This window comes from Nesterenkonia natronophila, assembly GCF_003595215.1.
Taxonomy (GTDB): Bacteria; Actinomycetota; Actinomycetes; order Actinomycetales; family Micrococcaceae; genus Nesterenkonia; species Nesterenkonia natronophila.
This window is the reverse complement of record NZ_QYZP01000002.1, coordinates 631,073-649,433: the sequence shown is the minus strand read 5'-3', so window position 1 is coordinate 649,433 and position 18,361 is coordinate 631,073. Positions and strand designations below refer to the sequence as shown.

General features: G+C 62.6%; 18 protein-coding genes and 1 tRNA gene. 4 read left to right on the top strand and 15 right to left on the bottom strand.

Translation table 11 applies throughout. The features are described from left to right. Positions 1-50: 50 nt before the first annotated feature. Positions 51-725, top strand: coding sequence for a rhomboid family intramembrane serine protease (locus tag D3250_RS08150; protein ID WP_119902836.1), 675 nt, complete (start codon positions 51-53; stop codon positions 723-725). Here D3250_RS08150 and phoH2 read toward each other — a convergent pair. After that, on the bottom strand, positions 722-2,050 hold the full coding sequence (phoH2, locus tag D3250_RS08145) for an RNA 5'-3' helicase PhoH2 (protein WP_225973249.1): 1,329 nt from the start codon (positions 2,048-2,050) through the stop codon (positions 722-724). The genes D3250_RS08150 and phoH2 overlap by 4 nt on opposite strands. 429 nt (positions 2,051-2,479) lie before the next feature. Further along, entirely contained in the window at positions 2,480-3,307 is an 828-nt protein-coding gene (uppS, locus tag D3250_RS08140; protein ID WP_438830142.1) for a polyprenyl diphosphate synthase, read from the bottom strand. 117 nt (positions 3,308-3,424) lie between these two features. Here uppS and trhA point away from each other — a divergent pair, with 117 nt between their 5' ends. Beyond that, complete coding sequence (gene trhA, locus D3250_RS08135) at positions 3,425-4,114, top strand: PAQR family membrane homeostasis protein TrhA (protein WP_119902835.1); 690 nt, start codon at positions 3,425-3,427, stop codon at positions 4,112-4,114. Here the strand turns inward: trhA and D3250_RS08130 are convergent. The 4 genes from D3250_RS08130 to mca form a co-directional block, all read right to left on the bottom strand. Beyond that, complete coding sequence (locus tag D3250_RS08130) at positions 4,107-6,281, bottom strand: thioredoxin domain-containing protein (protein WP_119902834.1); 2,175 nt, start codon at positions 6,279-6,281, stop codon at positions 4,107-4,109. The genes trhA and D3250_RS08130 overlap by 8 nt on opposite strands. A 169-nt stretch (positions 6,282-6,450) precedes the next feature. Next, the gene (locus D3250_RS08125) at positions 6,451-7,398 is read right to left on the bottom strand and encodes an endonuclease domain-containing protein (protein ID WP_119902833.1); all 948 of its coding nucleotides are present in this window, start codon (positions 7,396-7,398) and stop codon (positions 6,451-6,453) included. A gap of 229 nt (positions 7,399-7,627) precedes the next feature. Continuing rightward, positions 7,628-8,038, bottom strand: coding sequence for a hypothetical protein (locus tag D3250_RS08120; protein WP_119902832.1), 411 nt, complete (start codon positions 8,036-8,038; stop codon positions 7,628-7,630). 10 nt (positions 8,039-8,048) lie between these two features. Beyond that, positions 8,049-9,062, bottom strand: a complete 1,014-nt coding sequence (gene mca / locus D3250_RS08115) for a mycothiol conjugate amidase Mca (RefSeq protein ID WP_119902831.1) — start codon at positions 9,060-9,062, stop codon at positions 8,049-8,051. A 21-nt stretch (positions 9,063-9,083) separates the two neighbouring features. On the opposite strand from mca, the gene D3250_RS08110 reads away from it, so the two are divergent. After that, positions 9,084-9,521 (top strand): DUF4307 domain-containing protein, encoded by a 438-nt coding sequence (locus D3250_RS08110; RefSeq protein ID WP_119902830.1) that lies wholly within the window; start codon positions 9,084-9,086, stop codon positions 9,519-9,521. 207 nt (positions 9,522-9,728) lie between these two features. Then, a complete protein-coding gene (gene greA, locus D3250_RS08105) occupies positions 9,729-10,232 on the top strand; it encodes a transcription elongation factor GreA (RefSeq protein WP_119902829.1) in 504 nt (167 codons plus the stop codon). 22 nt (positions 10,233-10,254) lie between these two features. Here the strand turns inward: greA and ilvA are convergent, their stop codons facing one another. The 9 genes from ilvA to D3250_RS08060 all read right to left on the bottom strand — a co-directional run bounded on the left by ilvA (position 10,255) and on the right by D3250_RS08060 (position 18,297). Further along, positions 10,255-11,526, bottom strand: coding sequence for a threonine ammonia-lyase (ilvA, locus tag D3250_RS08100; protein ID WP_192892578.1), 1,272 nt, complete (start codon positions 11,524-11,526; stop codon positions 10,255-10,257). Next, positions 11,523-13,016 carry an AI-2E family transporter gene (locus tag D3250_RS08095; protein WP_119902828.1) on the bottom strand — a complete coding sequence of 498 codons (1,494 nt, stop codon included), beginning with the start codon at positions 13,014-13,016 and terminating at the stop codon, positions 11,523-11,525. The genes ilvA and D3250_RS08095 overlap by 4 nt, the downstream gene beginning before the upstream one ends. A gap of 135 nt (positions 13,017-13,151) precedes the next feature. Next, a complete protein-coding gene (locus tag D3250_RS08090) occupies positions 13,152-14,048 on the bottom strand; it encodes a Bax inhibitor-1/YccA family protein (protein ID WP_225973223.1) in 897 nt (298 codons plus the stop codon). Between the two features lie 110 nt (positions 14,049-14,158). Further along, positions 14,159-14,803, bottom strand: a complete 645-nt coding sequence (locus D3250_RS08085; protein ID WP_119902827.1) for a CbiQ family ECF transporter T component — start codon at positions 14,801-14,803, stop codon at positions 14,159-14,161. After that, on the bottom strand, positions 14,800-15,510 hold the full coding sequence (locus D3250_RS08080; RefSeq protein ID WP_119902826.1) for an energy-coupling factor ABC transporter ATP-binding protein: 711 nt from the start codon (positions 15,508-15,510) through the stop codon (positions 14,800-14,802). Before D3250_RS08080 ends, D3250_RS08085 begins: the two co-directional genes overlap by 4 nt. After that, positions 15,507-16,130: a biotin transporter BioY gene (locus tag D3250_RS08075; RefSeq protein ID WP_225973222.1), complete on the bottom strand. Its 624-nt coding sequence runs from the start codon at positions 16,128-16,130 to the stop codon at positions 15,507-15,509. The genes D3250_RS08080 and D3250_RS08075 overlap by 4 nt, the downstream gene beginning before the upstream one ends. A 79-nt stretch (positions 16,131-16,209) precedes the next feature. Further along, positions 16,210-16,731 (bottom strand): TetR/AcrR family transcriptional regulator, encoded by a 522-nt coding sequence (locus tag D3250_RS08070; protein ID WP_119902825.1) that lies wholly within the window; start codon positions 16,729-16,731, stop codon positions 16,210-16,212. A gap of 55 nt (positions 16,732-16,786) precedes the next feature. Then, positions 16,787-16,860: transfer RNA gene (locus tag D3250_RS08065), tRNA-Leu, on the bottom strand. A gap of 54 nt (positions 16,861-16,914) precedes the next feature. Next, complete coding sequence (locus tag D3250_RS08060) at positions 16,915-18,297, bottom strand: NAD(P)/FAD-dependent oxidoreductase (protein WP_119902824.1); 1,383 nt, start codon at positions 18,295-18,297, stop codon at positions 16,915-16,917. Positions 18,298-18,361 lie beyond the last annotated feature (64 nt).

Sequence of the window (18,361 nt, the reverse complement as noted above, 5' to 3'; positions counted from 1 at the left end):
CAGGGCTGGGCCAGGGGCCACAGTTCTCGCCGAATCCGTACCATAGGGGTATGGCCTCCCAGGATTCCGCACGCTCGCTCGGCGACGATTTCGTGACTGCCCTCAGACGAACATTGGTACCAGTGATCCTGCCGCTTCTGGTCATGTGGGCGCTGTTTGTGGTGTCGATACTCCTGGGCAACTGGTTCAATCGCACCCTTGCCCTGGAGGCCCGGGACCTGAGCGGCCTGATCGGCATACTATTCATGCCGCTGCTGCATGGTGGTCTAGGACACCTCATCGGCAACACTATGTCGTGGCTGGTGCTTGGTGGCATGACCTCACTGCTGACCCGACGGTTTACCACGGTGATGGTGAGCCTGTGGCTGCTCTCCGGGGCAGTCCTGTGGATTATCGGCACACCCTGGGTATGTCACGCACCTGAGGGCACTGGCTGCGTTGTCAATCACATCGGCGCTTCCACAGTGATATACGGCTTCGCGGCCTTCATCGTGACGTACGCAATCCTGGCCCGTCGCTTCTTGGCCATGTTGTTCGGACTCTTTGTCGCATTCGTCTACGGGATCACTATGCTGCTCGGGATGCTCCCCTTCACCCCGGGTGTCTCCTGGACCGGCCACCTGGCTGGTGCTGCGGCGGGAGTCGCAGTGGCGTTCTTCTTCACCAAAGAGGCACGTTCCCAGCGCGCCCGACCAACCCGCGAAAGCCAGCAGATTGAGTACTAATTCTCCTCCAACAGCTCGGTGACCAGGGCCGCGATCCGACTGCGTTCCGATCGAGTCAGCGTGATGTGGCCGAAGAGCGAATTGCCTTTGAGTATCTCCACCACTGCCGCCACACCGTCATGACGTCCTACCCGAAGATTGTCCCGCTGAGCGACGTCGTGGGTGAGAACAATCTTGGAGTTCTGCCCCATACGGGACATCACAGTGAGTAGGACATTCTTCTCCAGGGACTGGGCCTCATCCACAATGACCCAGGCATCATGGAGCGAACGTCCGCGGATGTGGGTCAGTGGCAGCACCTCCAACAGACCCCGGCTCATGACCTCCTCAAGGACGTTCTCACTGACGAGCGCGCCGAGAGTGTCGTACACAGCCTGTCCCCAAGGGTTCATCTTTTCCGACTCGGAGCCTGGCAAGTATCCCAATTCCTGACCGCCAACGGCGTAGAGGGGCCGGAAGACGATGATCTTCTTGTGCTCCCTGCGCTCCAGAACTGCTTCCAGTCCCGCGCACAGGGCCAACGCTGACTTCCCAGTACCGGCTCGACCGCCCATCGAGACGATCCCGATCTCCCGGTCGCAGAGCATATCGATGGCAAGTCGCTGCTCAGCGGAACGACCGTGGAGCCCGAAGACGTCCCTGTCCCCACGCACCACCTGGACATACTTCCGGCTGGTGGCGTCGACCTTGACTCGTCCGAGTGCGGAGCCACTGCTGGACTGGATCACCAAGCCCGCATTGGCAGGCAGCTCGTCCGCGGCGTCGAGCTCAATACGCTCACCGTTGTAGAGCTCCCCCACCTGCTCCTCCGTGGCACTGATCTGCGCCACCCCTGTCCAGCCAGAGTCGGTGACCCATTCGTTGCGGTACTCATCGGCCGCCAAGCCGATGGCGGAGGCCTTCACACGCATCGGAAGGTCTTTGGAGACCAAAGTGACGTCGCGGCCCTCGTCCGCAAAGCTCTTGGCGACAGCCAGGATTCGGGAGTCGTTGTCCCCCTGCCGGAACCCAGCGGGAAGAACGCTTTCACTGATGTGATTAAGCTCCACCAACAGGTGGCCACCCTCTTCATTGAGCGGAATGGAGCAGTTCAGCGCGCCGTGCTTCACGCGCAGTTCATCCAACAGTCGCAGAGCAGAACGGGCGTAGTAGCCGAGCTCCGAATCATGGCGTTTCTTCTCCAGCTCAGAGATCACCACGATCGGGATGATCACTTCATGCTCAGCGAAGCGAAGCGCAGCTTTGGGGTCTGAGAGCAGGACTGAGGTGTCTAGCACATAGGACTTGCGTGCCAGCTCAGCGGCTACATCAGTGTCAAAATCCACGGCATTGTTGGGGGTGGTGTTGAGGGCGGCCACAGTGTCTCCAGACGGGGATCGTCCGCACAGGGAAAGCAGAAAGTCCCACAGCTGAGCACATCCCGGGAGCGGCGTCGTCCTCTTCGAACTCTTCCCCAAGTTCGAGGTCTTCGACGGACTCGTCCCAGTACTCGGCTGCAGGACCTGGTGCATCCCCGCAACAGTTTTCGGATGGGGGGCGGCGGGCCCTCAGCCGATTCCGCGGCCAGGGACCGTGGCGGCCCCATCTGCCTGGTGGCATCAAGCTGTGGGCCTTCCGGTCAGTGTTCTGACAATCCCCAATGTAGACCTCGGGAGGCGTCTGCGCAGGTCAACACACCGAACCTTGTGTGAAATCTCGGTTAACAGCAGTGCCGTTGCCGCCTTGGCTCTGCTGGTGCTGGGAGTGCGCGCCGACTACTGACCGTAACGCCGTTGGCGGTTTGAGTAGTCACGGACTGCACGGAGGAAGTCCACGCGACGGAAGTCCGGCCAGAGCGCCTCGGCGAAATAGAACTCTGAGTACGCCGATTGCCACATCAGAAACCCGGAGAGCCGCTGCTCGCCAGAGGTGCGAATGATCAGATCTGGGTCCGGCTGTCCCCGGGTGTAGAGCCATTCGCCGATTTCAGCGGGCGTCAGCGATTCCGCCACCTCAGCGAGCGTTCTGCCCTCGGTGGCAGCACTGCGCATCAGATCTTTCACAGCGTCAACGATCTCCTGCCGTCCTCCGTAGCCGACCGCCACGTTGATATGGATGCACGGCTGCTCCCCGGACGGTTCTGCTTGACCCCTGCGCGGCTGAGCCTCGACGCGGGGAATCGCTCCCGTTGCGGTCGTGACATCCCAGAGTTTGGCGGCCAGCGGTTCCGGCAGCAGCTCAGGCTGACCGACAGGATGCACACTTACGGGCCGACCACCGGGCCTGGCTTCGGTCAATCGATCTAGAGTGTCACTGATGATGCTCATCAGTTGCTCGAGCTCGTCGTCGGAACGGTTCATGTTGTCCGTGGAGAGCATGTAGAGCGTGACTGTGGGGATCCCCAGATCTGCACACCAGCCTATGAACTCAACTATCTTGTCTGCGCCGGCCAGGTGGCCGTCCGCGGTATGCGCACCGGCCAATCGCGCCCACCGCCGGTTGCCATCAACCATGACTCCGATGTGCCGCGGCAGGCGGCAGGAACGGAGATCGCTGAGCAGACGCCGTTCGTAGACGGCATAGGCCATATCCGTCAGCCCCAGCAGCGAGCGCTTCAGCGGTCCGCGTTCAGTCACGAGCACCACTGTAGGGGATCAGACCGGCCAGAGCTTGCGCCCACTAAGTTACTGACAAGTATCTTGAGCTATTACACTAGTTCGATGGGCTCCGACACCTCGTACGCAGAGCACACCCCGCCTGCAGATCAGCTGCTCAACAACAACATTCCCCTCAAACCACGCATGCGTGGCTGGCTGCATGCTGCCATGGTGCCGCTGGCACTGGTGGCGGGCGTCGTCGTCGTAGTTCTGGCCCCGACCACCACGCTGCGGATCGCCGCGGGGATATACGCAGTGACTGGGCTCCTGCTCTTTGCAGTCTCCGCAATCTACCATCTGGGGCGCTGGTCGGATCGGACCGCACGAGTGCTCAAACGCCTGGATCACACCAACATCCTGCTCATCATCGCCGGCACCTACACTCCCATGACATTGGCGCTCTTAGATGACCCGCAACGCAGCATCCTGCTCTCCGCCGTATGGATAGGTGCCCTGGGCGGGGTGGCCTTTCGGCTGTTCTGGACAGACGCGCCACGCTGGCTGTACACGGTGTTCTACATCGTGCTGGGCCTGGCTGCCGTGTGGTTCCTCGGGGACTTCTTCGCCGCAGACGTCATCGCCGCAGTTCTGATCTGCGCCGGTGGCGCAGCGTACATCACGGGTGCGGTCTTCTACGCGATGAAACGTCCTAACCTTTCCCTGCACTGGTTCGGCTTCCACGAGCTCTTCCACGCATGCACGCTGGTGGGTTTCATCTGTCACTACGCCGCGATCCTCGTCGCAATCAGCTGATCCCCGACAGCGCTGCGCTGACCGTATGCGCCGGAGCCAAGCACACTCCCCCGCCCGGCCCGGACAGACACACGCTGAGTGCCAGCGACTGGTCCGCGCCGACGACGACGCCTTCGCCCATCGGCTCCACCGGAATACCCAGAAGTGCCCCGACTCGCCTGACTTCAGCAAGTTCCGCAGCCGTGGCGCTGAGGAGGCGGAACGCCGGGGACCCCACCGCTGCCCGGCGTGCGGCCAACAGTGAACCGCCCACAGCCAGCGGCGCCTGGGGTCCTACCAGAGGCACGTGGTGAAGAATGTCGGCGGTGTCAATCTGTGCAGGAGGCTGCTGAAGCGCGGACGCAGACTGCAGAGCCTGGGCCAAGGCAGCGACGCTACTGGGCTCGGGCCCGTCCACCGGAGAAGCAAGTTGCCGACCGCTCTGCCCCGGCGCCTCCGAATCCTCAAAGGAGTCCGCCAGGGTGAAGGCTTCGTCCTTTTCATGCCGCACAACAGCGCATGTGAGGGTGCGCGTGAGGACTCCATGGGCCCGCTCCGCCCAGCTATGTTCCCGGCCGGTTCCGGTCAGCGCTGAGGCGAGACTGAAGCAGGCATTGGCTACATGTGCATGATCGGCCAGGGTGCCCAGCCTTTCTCCGCGGGCACCGCCGTAAGAGGTCCGGTGCACTTGAACACCGTCAGCATGGGACTGAGTGTGCACCGTCCAGAGTTTCTCCCCGAGCTGCTCCGCGAAAGTCAGGACCTCGGGGTCGTCCCAAATCATCGCAGCCTCAGCCAAAGAGCGCACAGCCTGGGCGTTCCACGCGGCGACTACCTTCTCGTCGCGGGAGGGCTGCGCACGGGCGGCGCGGATTCGTCGCAGCTGCGGAAGCACAGCTTCCCAGATTTCGCGGTCCGCGCCGGTCATCGGCTCGTCGAAGTGCACGGTCCTTGGGGTGGCTTCAGTCATGTTGAGTGGGACACCGGAGCGCAGGGCATGCTCATCGGCCGGTACGCCTCGGTTCAGCTCAGTGAGCCGCTGCGCATGAGACTGAGGAAGTGCGGCATCGGCGGCCGCCTGACGGAGCTGCTCGTCGCTGAAGAGGTAGGTCGATCCTTCGGAGCGATGGCCCTCAGCGTCCACAGTGTCCGCATCCAGCGAGGAGGCCAACAGCCCCTGAGCAGTGAGCATCCGCTCCCCCAGCCACGCGAGGGTCATTCGGGCGACCCTTTCAGCCCTGGCCCGGACGTCGACACTCGCAGCCGGGTGACGGGAGAGCCGGGCATAGGCTCCCAGCAGCTGAGCGTTGTCGGAAAGCATCTTCTCGAAGTGGGGCAGCTGCCAGGCCTGGTCCGTAGCATAGCGGGCGAACCCTCCTTCCACGTGGTCGAACAGCGCCGAACGAGCCATCGCCTCCATGGTGTGGATCGCCATTCCACCAGCCCGATCGATTGCGGTTCCTCCCTCGCGCAGCTCCCAGGCGGACTGCTCCAGCAGCCAGGTCAACACTGGTGAGGGCGGAAACTTGGGGGCGGAGCCGAACCCTCCGTACACAGTGTCTTCATCGGCGATGAGCGCCTCGAGGATCTGTTCGGTGAGGCCCGCCATGGCCTCCTGGCTCAGGGCGGGGGCGGGGGCGTTGTCGTCATCCGTATGCACTACGGTGGCCATCTGAGCCTGCCGATGCCGCTGCTTACCTAGTGCCCCAGCGATCGTGGCGGCCTGCTCCTGAACCTGTTCGCGCCGCTGAATCCACGCTTCGTGGACGGCCTGAAGCACTTCGGTGAACGATGGGACCTGACCGGCTCGCCGGGGTGGGAAGTATGTCCCAGCGTGGAAAACGCGGCCATCAGGCAGCGCGAAGATACTCATAGGCCAACCACCCTGGCCTGTCATCGCTTGTGTGGCGGCCATATACGTATCGTCTACGTCGGGATGCTCCTCGCGGTCGACTTTGATGCTGACGAACCGTTCGTTCAGAAACGCTGCCACGGCGTCATCTTCAAAACTCTCGTGGGCCATCACATGGCACCAGTGGCAGGCTGCATACCCGATGGACACGAAGACCGGGACATCTCGGTGCGCCGCCTCTGCAAAAGCTTCACGCCCCCAAGGCCACCAATCCACGGGATTGTCCTCGTGCTGACGAAGGTATTCCGATTGCGCGCTGCTGAGCCGCTGTGCCATGCCCCCACGGTACCTGGGCTGCCTTGTCCCTCTATGCTCGGCTTTCTCGGGAGACTGTTGCTCGGAACCGCCGAATGTCGAATTCACTCGTTCTCAGCGCTGAGTCGACCGTGAGAGCGGAGGAATTTGACACTACTTAGCGGGGGTCCGATCAAAATCCCGCGCGGGACTAAGCGACGGCGCCTCGCCGCTGGTCGATGGTCTGTGCGATCTCCCGGACCGCGTCTGCAAAACCGGTCCTGGAATCTGCGTCAAAATAACGCAGCACCGTCCACCCCCGGGCCCGGAAGAAGCGGTCGACCCGCCGATCTCCCTTGGCCCGGGCAGGATCGAAGTGCCACGCGCCGTCGTACTGGATCGCGATCCGCCAGCGCCGGTACCCGAGGTCGGCACATGGTGACCTGGGCAGCCGGGGGTCCGCTGGAATCTGCAGTTCAGGCTCCGGGAGGCCGGCGCGCATTATGGCGAGCCGCAGCAGAGTCTCTTGGGCGGAGTCAGCGCCAACTCTTATCAGGTCGTAGGCGGTGCGCGCCCGTGAGCGGCCCGGGGTCCGCGGGTGTCGGCGGATCATCGCACCCAGGGCCTCGAGGGTGGCATGAGGTTTGCGTCGCCCCTCATATCGAGGACGGGGTCGCCGCACCAGGGAGTCGCCCAAGACCACCAGGGCATTCGCCGAGAGTAAGGCGGCGCATTCGAACCACATTCGGTGTGGAGCGCTCATGTGCAGCCCCTCGAGGGTGACGAGCTCATCGCTGGCAGCAGCGGCCTTATGCCCGATCACTCCCTGGCGGCGAGGGGGATTAGGGCAAGTGTTAAGCACGGAGAGGTGGATGGCGTCGTCGTGGGGAGTATGAAGCGGCAAACCCCGCAGCGTGGCGAGTGTGGTGTGGGAGAGCCAGCTGCCTGGCACGTCTAGGAGCAGGCCGTGAGCTTTGTGGCGCAGCCGACCCCGCGCGTCCAACTGCTCTGCCGTCCTGCGCTCCAAATAGACGCCCGCACCCAGCTTGGTAATGTCAGCGCGCTGCAGCCGCGACTCTGGGATCCCGTGAGCGCGCAGCAGGGGTACAGTCAGTGGCCCATCGCGCAGCTCCGCTGGCAGTGGCTCGGGATAACGCATGTCCCTAGACTGCCGAATTGCTCACCTCTACATGTGCGTTATCCACAGGGCTGTGGATAAACGCCGAGGGGCTGACAGATGTCAATTCACCCCGTTCTCAGAATCCGACGGGGCCTGGTAACGTCCAAATCTGACATTCGGCGCTCAGGCTGCCCACACGACAGAGGTGAGGGGGCGAAGGGTGAGCTTAACGAGACGCCTTGCCTCCGGCAATGCCGGGCGCCTGGAACTAGACGCGGGGTTCTTTCTCCACCGCGGGCTCTGACCGCCCAACGGAACTGCGCGACTCCGGCGACTGCGCCGCAGAGCCGAATCGCGCCTCGGCTGCTGATGTGCGGGCGTGCTGCTGGGCCTCGGAGATCCCGGCCGGAGTGATCTCACCGGGGAACTCGGGTTCCTCGCCCGCCAGTTCAGCTTCAGCCATAGTTCGGTACTTCATTCTGCGCATACGTTTGCCGAGGTCACGGACCACGACTATGAGCATGACCACAATCAGCAGGGTGAACAGAAAACCCTCGATGCCGGGGGTAATGTCAGCCTCACTCAGTCCATCCCGGAGGTCAGGCGATTCCCCGCCGCCACCACCGCCCGGCCACCATTGGGTGAGGGAGGGGACTAACGCGCCGGCCGAAGTGAACACAAGCCCTATTCTACGCGTTCCCTCTCAAGCCGGAGAACAGGTCATTCTCTGGTATGGACGTCTCCACTTTGGAATCGGCCAAGACAAAATCGTCGTAGGGCCACACCTCACGAAGGAAGTCATTGGGAGTGGCGAAGAAAAACCCGTCCGGTTCCACCTGGGTGCGGTGGGCGCGCAGGGCGGCGTCACGCGCTTCGAGGTAGTCACCCACCGGAACCTGTGTGGTCACCTCATGGTGAGTCAGCCAGTCCGGCCGCTCATCAGAGTCCCAGCGGGCCAGCCTCTCCCCGAAAGGGGAATGGATTCCGGCCGCAACCAGTGCCTCATGCAGAGCTCGGAACCGACCAGGATTGAACGCTCGATCGTAGTAGAGCTTCTGCGGCTGCCAGGGCTCCCCGCTGTCCGGGTACTTCGCAGGATCACCGGACGCGTGGTACGCCTCCAGAGTGGTCTTGTGGCTCATGATGTGGTCGGGGTGGGGGTAACCGCCGGACTCGTCGTAACAGGTCACCACATGGGGACGGAAGCGGCGGATGAGCCGGACCAGGGGCGCGCTGGCCAGTTCAAGCGGCAGTGAGGCGTAGGAGCCGAAGGGAAGCGGCGGCGGAGGATCCCCCTCCGGCAGTCCCGAGTCGAGGAATCCCAACCAGACGTGCTGCACCCCGAGTGCCTGCGCAGCTTCAGCCATCTCGAGTCTCCGCACACCTGTCAGGTCCCTGTGGCACTGTGGGACCTCTGCAGCGGCGGGGTTCAGCAGACTTCCGGCCTCCCCTCCGGTGACAGTGACCACCATCACCTCGGCACCGGCGTCGGCGTAGGCCGCCATCATTGCTGCCCCCTTCGATGATTCGTCGTCCGGATGAGCATGGACTGCTAGCAGTCGCAGCCCTTCCGAGTTCGGCACGGCGGCGTTCGCGCTCGGCGCACGAGCCTCGAGCTCATCTGCTGCGGCAGCGGCGCGGGGGTCGTCTGCGGGGACTGCTGGGGACTCCGGGGCGCTTTCGGGTGACGTGGTGTGGTGCATAACCACATAGAATAGTCGCTGATGAGTACGCCAGAGTCCGCCGGCAGTCCTGCGACCTTCGATGTTTCGAGTCGTTACGGCCCCCCACGCAGGGGCTTGTCTCCCCGAGCCCAACGGGTGCTCATCTTCGGTTCACTGCTGGTGGCGTTCGCCACCACCGTATGGTTCACCATCAGCCTCAGCATTGGCCGGTTGGACTACCAGGACGTCGGGTACACCATCGTTTCTGATTCTCGCGCTGAAGTGGACTTCGAGGTCACCAAAGACTTCGAGGACACGGCACAGTGCATGCTTCACGCATTGGACGACTCATATGCAATCGTGGGCGCGCGGATCGTGACCATCGGTCCCCATGAGGGAAGTGGGGACGCGGACCGCAGCAGCTATTACAGCGCAGAGCTGCGCACCGAGCACCGAGCCGTCACCGGAATTGTGGACTCATGCTGGTTGGTGGACTGACAAGGCGCGGCATTTCGTCGCCCTGAGAACTACGGCCACAGTTCACAATGGGCGCAATAACGCGCGGATCGTTGAGTTTCCGCTGATTCCTCCCTAAGATGTTGCACTACGCAACAACCCCGCCAGGGAGGTCCCCGGCGGGGTCTCTATTTAGGTAGTGGTCTGTGGAACCGACCGGCTGCCTGCAGATTAGAAGAGGAGAGCACCGTGTCCGCACACACCACAGAAGTCGAGGGCAACTCTCAGTGGCTGTCGCAGGAGGCTTACGACCGACTCTCTGCCGAGCTCGATCAGCTCAAGGGCCCCGGTCGCCAGGAAGTCGTGGACCGTATCGCCTCAGCTCGCGAGGAGGGCGACCTGAAGGAGAACGGTGGGTACCACGCCGCCAAGGAAGAGCAGGGCAAGATTGAGGCGCGCATCGCCTACCTCTCGAAGCTGCTGGAGAACGCCAACGTCGGCGGCACTCCGCCAGACGACGGCGTCGTTGAGCCCGGGATGCTGGTCAAAGCCCGAGTAGCGGGTCGAGAAATGGAGTTCATCTTCGGCAACCGTGAAGTCGCAGGCGATACTGACCTGTCGGTGTACTCCGATGCCTCGCCCATGGGCGAAGCCATCAACGGCGCCAAAGAGGGTGACAAGGTCAGCTACACCGCGCCAAACGGCCAGGACATCGAGGTCGAGATACTCTCCGCCCAGCCCTACACCGGGTAGTGGGAACGCGGGCGCGGAGCGCTCAGCTCATCACTAGGGGCTCGTAACCCTCTGCTCGCAGGGAGTTCAGCACCAAGGCGGAGTGTTCTGAGCCTTTCGTCTCCATATTGATGACGATCGATACGTTGCCCATGGACAGCTCTCCCCCGATGCGGGAGTGATCAACGCCTATAACGTTGGCGTCGGTATCGGCAATGATCTTAGAGATGATCGCGAGTTCGCCGGGCCGGTCCTTGAGCATCAGCTTCACAGTGAGGAACCGGTCTGCGGCAGCGAGCCCGTGTTGGATAACCCGTAGCATGAGCATCGGGTCGATGTTGCCGCCGGAGAGAACGGCGACCACACTCTTCGGAGTGATGCCGAGTTCCTCCAGTTTGCCCTCCATCAGTGCGGCGACGCCCACCGCCCCGGCGGGCTCCACGATGAGCTTGGAGCGTTCCATAAGGAAGATCAAAGCCTTAGCGATGGCATCCTCACTGACCGTCACCACATCATCGACGAGCTCCTTGATGATCTCAAACGGTATTTCACCGGGCCGTCCGACTGCGATCCCGTCGGCGATTGTCCGCACCCCTTTGAGCGGCACGAGCGCATCCGCTGCCAGCGACGGCGGGTAGGCGGCGGCATTCTCCGCTTGAACCCCTATCAGTTTGATCGTTCTGCCCTGTTTGGCAGCCTGCTGCTTCAACGCCACGGCTGCCCCGGCCAGGAGGCCTCCCCCTCCGATTCCCATCAGCACAGTGTCGACATCGGGCTGCTGTTCCAGGATTTCAAGTCCAATAGTCCCCTGGCCCGCAACCACATCGGTGTGGTTGAACGGGTGGATGAAGACCGCACCCGACTCATCGGAGAATCTCTGAGCCTCAGCCAAGGCCTCATCAACGTTTGAGCCATGCAGGACCACCTCGGCACCGTGGTCTCGGGTGGCGGCCAATTTCGGCAGCGCCACACCCCGGGGCATGAAGATTGTAGCCTCCACTCCGAGCTTCTTGGCAGCCAGCGCCACACCCTGGGCATGGTTTCCGGCAGATGCCGCGACGACGCCGCGGGACTTCTCCTCCTCTGTCAGCCGAGCCATTCGCACATACGCGCCCCGGACTTTGAAGGAACCAGCCCTCTGCAGGTTCTCTGCCTTGAGGTGCACCGTGGCGCCGAGCATCCGCCCCAAGGCCCGAGAGTGCTCCATTGGCGTGTCTACGATGACACCCTCGAGGAGCTCGCGGGCCGAAGTGATGTCGCTCAGCTGCACGTTAAGCTCGCGACCGGGCATTTCGAGAGAGTCTAAGTGGGTCATTTCGGGGACGAGTCCTTATCTTCGTCGTCGCTTCTGCTTCGGCGGGCGCGCTGGGCTCCATGGTGGGGGTCAGGACCTTGACTGGAAGTCTCAGCCTCGCCCTCGCCCTCCTCCGGATCTTTGCCACGCCCGGACCCGTGTTTCTGTGGGTCCAGCACTGGGATGGTCTCAAAGATTCGGCGTTTGAGCGATGCTGTACTGGCCTGCTCCTCGGCCTCGAGCTGTTCCTGCTGAGCAGCACGGCGCAGAGCCTCTTCCTTGACGTCCTGCTCCATGGCCAAAGCCTCAGCGTCTCCGCGCCACTCCTCCTTATTGAGGTACTGCGTGGCTCGCTTGATGAAGGCCAGGACCGGCACCGCGAAGAGCGCCCCAATGAGTCCCAGCAGAGTAGTACCGGCCGTCACCGCGAGCACCACAGCCAGTGGGTGAAGTTTGACCGCCTTGCCCATGATGATCGGCTGCAGCACATTTGACTCGATCTGCTGCACCAGAAGCACGACGCCGAGCATCAGCAGTGCTGTCATGAAGTCGTGGGCGACCCAGGCCAGCAATACCGCGACGGCGCCGGTGACCACAGCACCGACGACGGGGACGAACCCACCGAAAAAGACCAACACGGCGATCGGGAGGGCAAGCGGGACATCCAGAATGACCGCGCCGATATAGATTCCGAGCGCATCGACGAAAGCCACGAACACCTGAACCCGCATGTAGGTGCCCACCGCGGTCCATCCTCTGCGCCCCGCGCCATGGATGGCTGGGCGGTGCTTGGCCGGCACGAAAAGCACCATAAAGTCCCAGAGCCGACGACCGTCTGAAAGGAAAAAGATGAGGGTAAAAAGTACGAGAATTGTACCGATGGCAATGTTTCCGGCGACGGAGCCGACACCGGCAGCGCCAGACATAATGGCATCCGAATTGTCCTCGATCCAATTCAGCGCCTCCTCGAGACCCTGATTGAACTGCTCGGTGGAGACCTCCAAACCGAAGCTGCGGGCGAATTCGTCCGCCCAGTCGATGAGCTCGACGATGCCGGTCTCCACTTGACCTGCCATCTCAGCGAAACCAGAGACGATCTCACTGCCGACCAAGTAGAGGATGCCGAAGACCCCGCCCATGAGGACCAGGATGGAGGTCATGGCAGCCAGGATCCGCGGGAACTTGAGTTTGCGGAACGCGTTGTGCAGCGGCCGCAATAACGAGGCCAGAAGCCCCGCTATGAGCAGCGGGATGAGCAGGAGCATCACGTGGCTGAGCAGCCATATCGTCACACCCACGGCGATGAGAATGATGATGACCCGCCAGGACCATTCCGCAGCAATGCGCACTCCCCACGGGATGTCCTGACGCAGGCGGTTCTCATCCGATTCTTTGGAACCAAGGGCCGCCTGGTCTCCGTTCGGATGTGCGGAGTCAGCCGCAGGCGCGTTGTCAGCCGCGAAGATCGTGGCAGATTCCGCGGTGTCTTCTGGTGAGTAACCAGTGCTCATGGCTTCCATCTTGTCACGGAACCTCGGGAATGCTCGGTGGCTGACCTGCGGTCCTCATGGTCGGGTGCACGAAGGGCCCGCCACACGTTCGGAGAACGCATAGCGGGCCCTTCGGTGATATTGAAGTCTGTCAGCTCACTCGGTGATGGAGCGGAGAATGACGATCACGCGGAGGATCTCGATGTAGAGCCACACCAGGGAGACGGTGAGCCCGAAGGCTGCTGCCCAACCGTACTTCTGCTCCACACCAGCTTCTACACCTTCTTGAATGTTGGTGAAGTCAAGCACCAGGGAGTAGGTGGCAAGCAGAATGGCGAAGGCGCCAATTGCTACACCCAACCACCCGGCGCGCATGCCGAACATTCCGATGTCAGTGAACATCACCATGCCCAAATTCACCAAGCTGAAGACGGCGTAGGCAATCAGTGCGGTGAAGAAGAACTTGGTGAGTTTCGGAGTAGCGCGGACCTTGCCCGACTTAAACAGCGCAAGCACGGTACCGAAGACCACCAGAGTCGCCGTCACGGCCTGCACGGCTACACCTGGGTAGGCCATCTCCAACACCCACGTCAAAGCGCCCAAGAAGAAACCCTGGGTAGCCGAGTATGCAAGGATCAACCCTGGGTTCGGCTCACGCCGGAAAGCGTTGACCAGCCCCAGCACCAGACCACCGAGTAGGGCGACGAGGGCAAGACCCATGACGATTCCGGGCATCATGGTCGCCAGCGTCACCGCGGCGCCGGCTCCCACCAACAGCACAGCGAAGCTGGTGACGGTCTTGCGGATGACGTCGTCATACGTCATCGGAGTGCCCTCTCGCCCAGCGTGCTCGGGCAAGTCGTACTGCCGCTGCAGGTCCTCTGTCTGCGGCACGCCATGTTGCTGGGCGTAAGTCTTCTGCTGACGTTCTTCGCGCACAGTGCCGGCGCCGGAGTCCATGTAGAACCGACGGCGCTTATCCGCATTGAACTGGTCAGGCATAGCACCGGACTTGAACACCGGGTTGCTGGAGCTGCCAAATTGCATGGCCATAGTGGTTGCGCTCTCCTTCATGGGGTACGTCGTCAACGGCGAAGTTGTAGCCTGTATCTATTCTACAAGCACCCGCACACTGAATATTCCGCGTGACGGGCCCGGCCGACTCAAACTTCTTCAATACCGCGAGCGTTCAGCGCTCGGCCTGTGTTGCGGGCATGATCTACGGCACCCAGCAGCAGCGGCACAGTCCGGGCGCGAAGGTCGCGCTCCAATCCGCGCGCACGCGCCTGCTGCCCCCCCAAGTGGAACAAGTCGGCCAGGTACGGAATGGCACGCAGCATGATCAGCGCAGCCAGTGCGACCCGGCCCGGACGGACGCCGAAGGGTCGGAGCGGCGCAAGCACCCGACGCAGCACTCCCACAAGGTCGGCAGGCTCGGTGGTGAGCAGCAGCAGCTGGGCGGCCAGCAGACAGGCCAGGATCCGGCTGAGGACCTCAGCAGCGGTGAGCGGGTCGTTGAGCATCACCTGCAGGACCACAAGCACCACCAACAGGATCCATAGTCGCCGAATTAGGCCCAGGACCATCAGAAGTGGGATGCGCGCCGCGACGACCGCGCCAAGCACCACTCCGACGACGCCGGCGCTCACCAGCGGGTCCCGGGCCAGCAGCACCGTCGCAGTCACCAGTGCAAGCACTAGCACTTTGGCGCCGCTGGGGACTCGGTGGAGAAAACTGTCTCCGGGCGCTCGGCGCCCCAATACTTGCTCGCGCGGGCGCAGTGGACGGGGGCGCCGGGGTATTCTCATACAGCACTTCGGTGTCGATAGGTGCTGATCACATCTCCTGGAGGACCATCGGCAATAATCCTGCCGTCATGGACTAGCAGCGTGCGATCCGCGCGTGCGGCCAGGTCGAGGTCGTGCGTGGCAGTGATGGTGGTGATGCCGTGCAGCTGACCCAGCTTCTCCACCCGCTGATTGAAGCGCTGCGCATTGACCAGGTCGAGCAGCGTCGTGGGCTCATCGAGCACCAGGATCTGCGGCCGCAGAGCAAGAACGGTCGCGAGGGCAACGAGTTGCTGCTGACCTGAGGACAGCTCTTGGGAGCTCCGCTCTGCCAACTCAGCGATGCCCAGCTCTGTCAGACACCGCAGGGCAGCGGCACGGCGTTTGGAGGTGTCACGGAGGCTGCGCCGCAGCGAGAGCTCAACATCCTCCAAGGGGGTGGGCATCACCAGTTGGGCGGCTGGGCTGGAAAAGACGAAGCCTGTTCGCTGACGTACCGCTCTGCCCTGATCCACGGTGTCCTGACCATCGACGCTCACATAGCCCTCGGTCGGCTCAACCAGCCCGTTGACGAGTTGCAGCAGGGTGGACTTGCCACCACCATTAGGCCCGATCACCGTGATTCGTGTCTCGGTCAGCTGCAGGTCAGGAACGTTCAACAGCAGGCGGGCCCCCGCGAAGACACGGACCCCCCTGAACGCGATTCCACCTGAGGCGGGAGAAGTCATCGCCTCGTCAGGATCCAGGGGGCAGCTCGATGCACCAGAGCGGCAGCTCCGGCCGCGACCAGCGACTTGACCACGTCCCCGGGCCAGAACGCGATGTCAAAGAAGAAGGCCTCGCGCAGGCCGACTTCCAGGTTGATGCTCATTCCAAGGATCCCCAGGGGGTGAGTCACCAACATGCTGCCCGAGATGGCGGCAAGAAACAGGAGCGGCACGCGCCAGCGCACAGGGCCCCGACTCAGCACGGCACGTGCAATGAACCCAGTGACCAGCGCAGTCAGCGGGAAGGCCAGAAGATAGCCCGCGGAGGGTCCTGCCAATACTCCGAAGCCGCCCACAAACCCGGCAAAGATCGGCAGTCCCAACAGACCCAGAGCCACATAAAGCCCGGTAGCGGCGGCACCCCGCCAGGGGCCCAGCACCAGACCAGTGAGCGCGACACCCAGCGTCTGCAGGGTAATGGGCACTCCGAAGTTCCCCACCGGGATCGGTGGGGCAAACGCCAGAACGGCGATCAGCGCGGCAAATACACCAATCAGTGCAATGTCCTGAGCTGTGATCGGCGCGCGATGACGCCGAGACGTCATCTCGGTGGAACTCGCCTCGGCGGCTGGCTTGGACATGGTGCGCACCCTTCGGTGGATGTACGGGCAATGACATTTAGCTAGAAGCACTTTAAGTGTAAATTGAACGGTGTTCAAATCACCCGTGAGTCACTTTCTTCACCTCAGCGTCCAGCAGAGCAATAAGCCCCTGCTCATAGACACGGTTCGTCTCATCATCAAGGCGGCCGAACAGGCGTGCATTCTGCTCAACGGCCAACGCCCCCAGTGCGTAGCGCATGAGCACACCGGCCCCGTCACTCGCCTGGCGAGAGTCCTGGCCCTGACTCTGCAACGCCGCACACAGAGCCGGGACAGGTGGAAGTTCCGGGTCCAGGGAGTACGCGATAAGGATGAGGTCGCCGCCGTCCGGCAGCTCCAGGATCAACCTGCGCAAACCCTGCATCAGGTCAAGAGGTTCGCCCGAAACTTCTCGCAGCGGCTCCAGCACGCGATGCGCGACTTGCCGCAGCATCTCTTGCTTATTAGGTACGTGATAGTAGAGAGCGCCAGGCTGCACGCCTAGCTCCCCGGCCACTCGACGCATGGAAACGTCTTGCACACCATACTGGGCCACCAACCTATGGGCGGCCTGCACAATCTGCCCAGCCGTCAATGCCATTGGACCAGCATACGGCCGATCGCGAGGCTGCTTATCCGGGAGGCGTGGACCTTTGTCCCCCTACTGGGATTCGAACCCAGACTGTATCGATTTTAAGTCGACTGCCTCTACCAGTTGGGCTATAGGGGGCGAAGGGAGGGCGAAGATCTCAACACAGCCCTCCCCCTGCGAGAACAGCTAGGTTCAGCTCTTGGCCTTGGCCTTAGCTTTTCCGCCCCCGGCTGCCTCATAGAAGGCCTGGGTCGGGTTCTCGAGATCGGGAAGGGGGGTCACATCGCGTCCGAAGACCAATTCATTGACCCAGCCACCGGCCACGCGAACCTTGCGTTCGACAGTAGGTATGGCCATACCGTGGTAACCGCGATGCGCGGCCCAGGCCAACAGGCCCTTGATCTTCACACCCATCGGGTTACCGACACCCTTGTAGAGTCCCAGACCCGCGACAGCACCCAACGAGTCGTGCTTGTACTCGGCGATCCTGCCGTCGCCAAAGCGCGCGGAGTAGAGGTTTTTGGCCAGCAGCTTCGCCTGGCGCCAGGCATGCTGGGCGTTCGGCACACAGAAACCGCCGGGGCCGGTACCGGTCAGGTCCGGAATCGCTGCAATGTCTCCGGCGGTCCAGGCGCCTTCGATGATATCGCCGTCCTCGTTGAGGATCTGCAGGGTGGCCGAGCCGGTGAGGCGACCACGCTCGTCGACCGGGAAGGATGAGCTGCGCGCCACGGCGTTGGCCGCGACACCGGCGGTCCACACCAGCGTGTCAGAGGCGAAGGAGTCGACTTCGGACTTGTCTGCCATGGAGATGAGTGTCAGTTCGCCATCAACCGCGGAACCCAGCGAGGTGTTCAGGAGCACCTCGACGCCGCGGCCACGCAGGTGCTCCACCACTCCGACCGCCTGATCCTCGGTGACTTCCGGCATGATGCGGCCCATGGCTTCGACCAACACAATTCGCACGTCTGACTGCGAGAGTCGCGGGTTTTGGCTCACGGCAGCGCGAATGATGTCTTCCATCTCCGCGACGCATTCGATGCCAGCGAACCCGCCGCCGACCACAGCGAAGGTCAGAGCGCGCCGCTTTGCGGCCTCATCGGTCATCACCGATGCAGACTCAAGCCGCTCCAGAATGTGATTGCGCAGGCCCATGGCTTCCTCAATCGTCTTCAGGCCGATGCCGTTCTCAGCAAGGCCTTCGATCGGGAAGGTCCGGGTCGTGGCGCCAGCCGCCATGACGATGTCCTGGTAGGGCACTTCCACGCTGTCGCCTTCACCCAGCCCGACCATCGCAACTTTCGCACCGTGGTCCACGGATGTGACTTTTCCTGTGATCACCTCGGTGTCTCTTAGGTGCCGTCGGTGCGGCACTACGGCGTGACGGGCCTCGATGTGACCGCCGACCACCTCAGGGAGGAACGGCTGGTAAGTCATATACGGAAGTGGGTCCACCAGGGTGACGATTCCCCCGGCCGCCTTGACCTTCTTCTGCAGCTGTTGGGCGACCGTCAGGCCGACGTATCCGCCGCCTACGATCAGAATGCGGGGTTTCTCAGAGAGCTTCAGTGCCATGGGCTCCATCCTATATCGGTTTCAAAAAGACGTGATCGCTGTGGACTCTGCGGTCCTTGCGGCA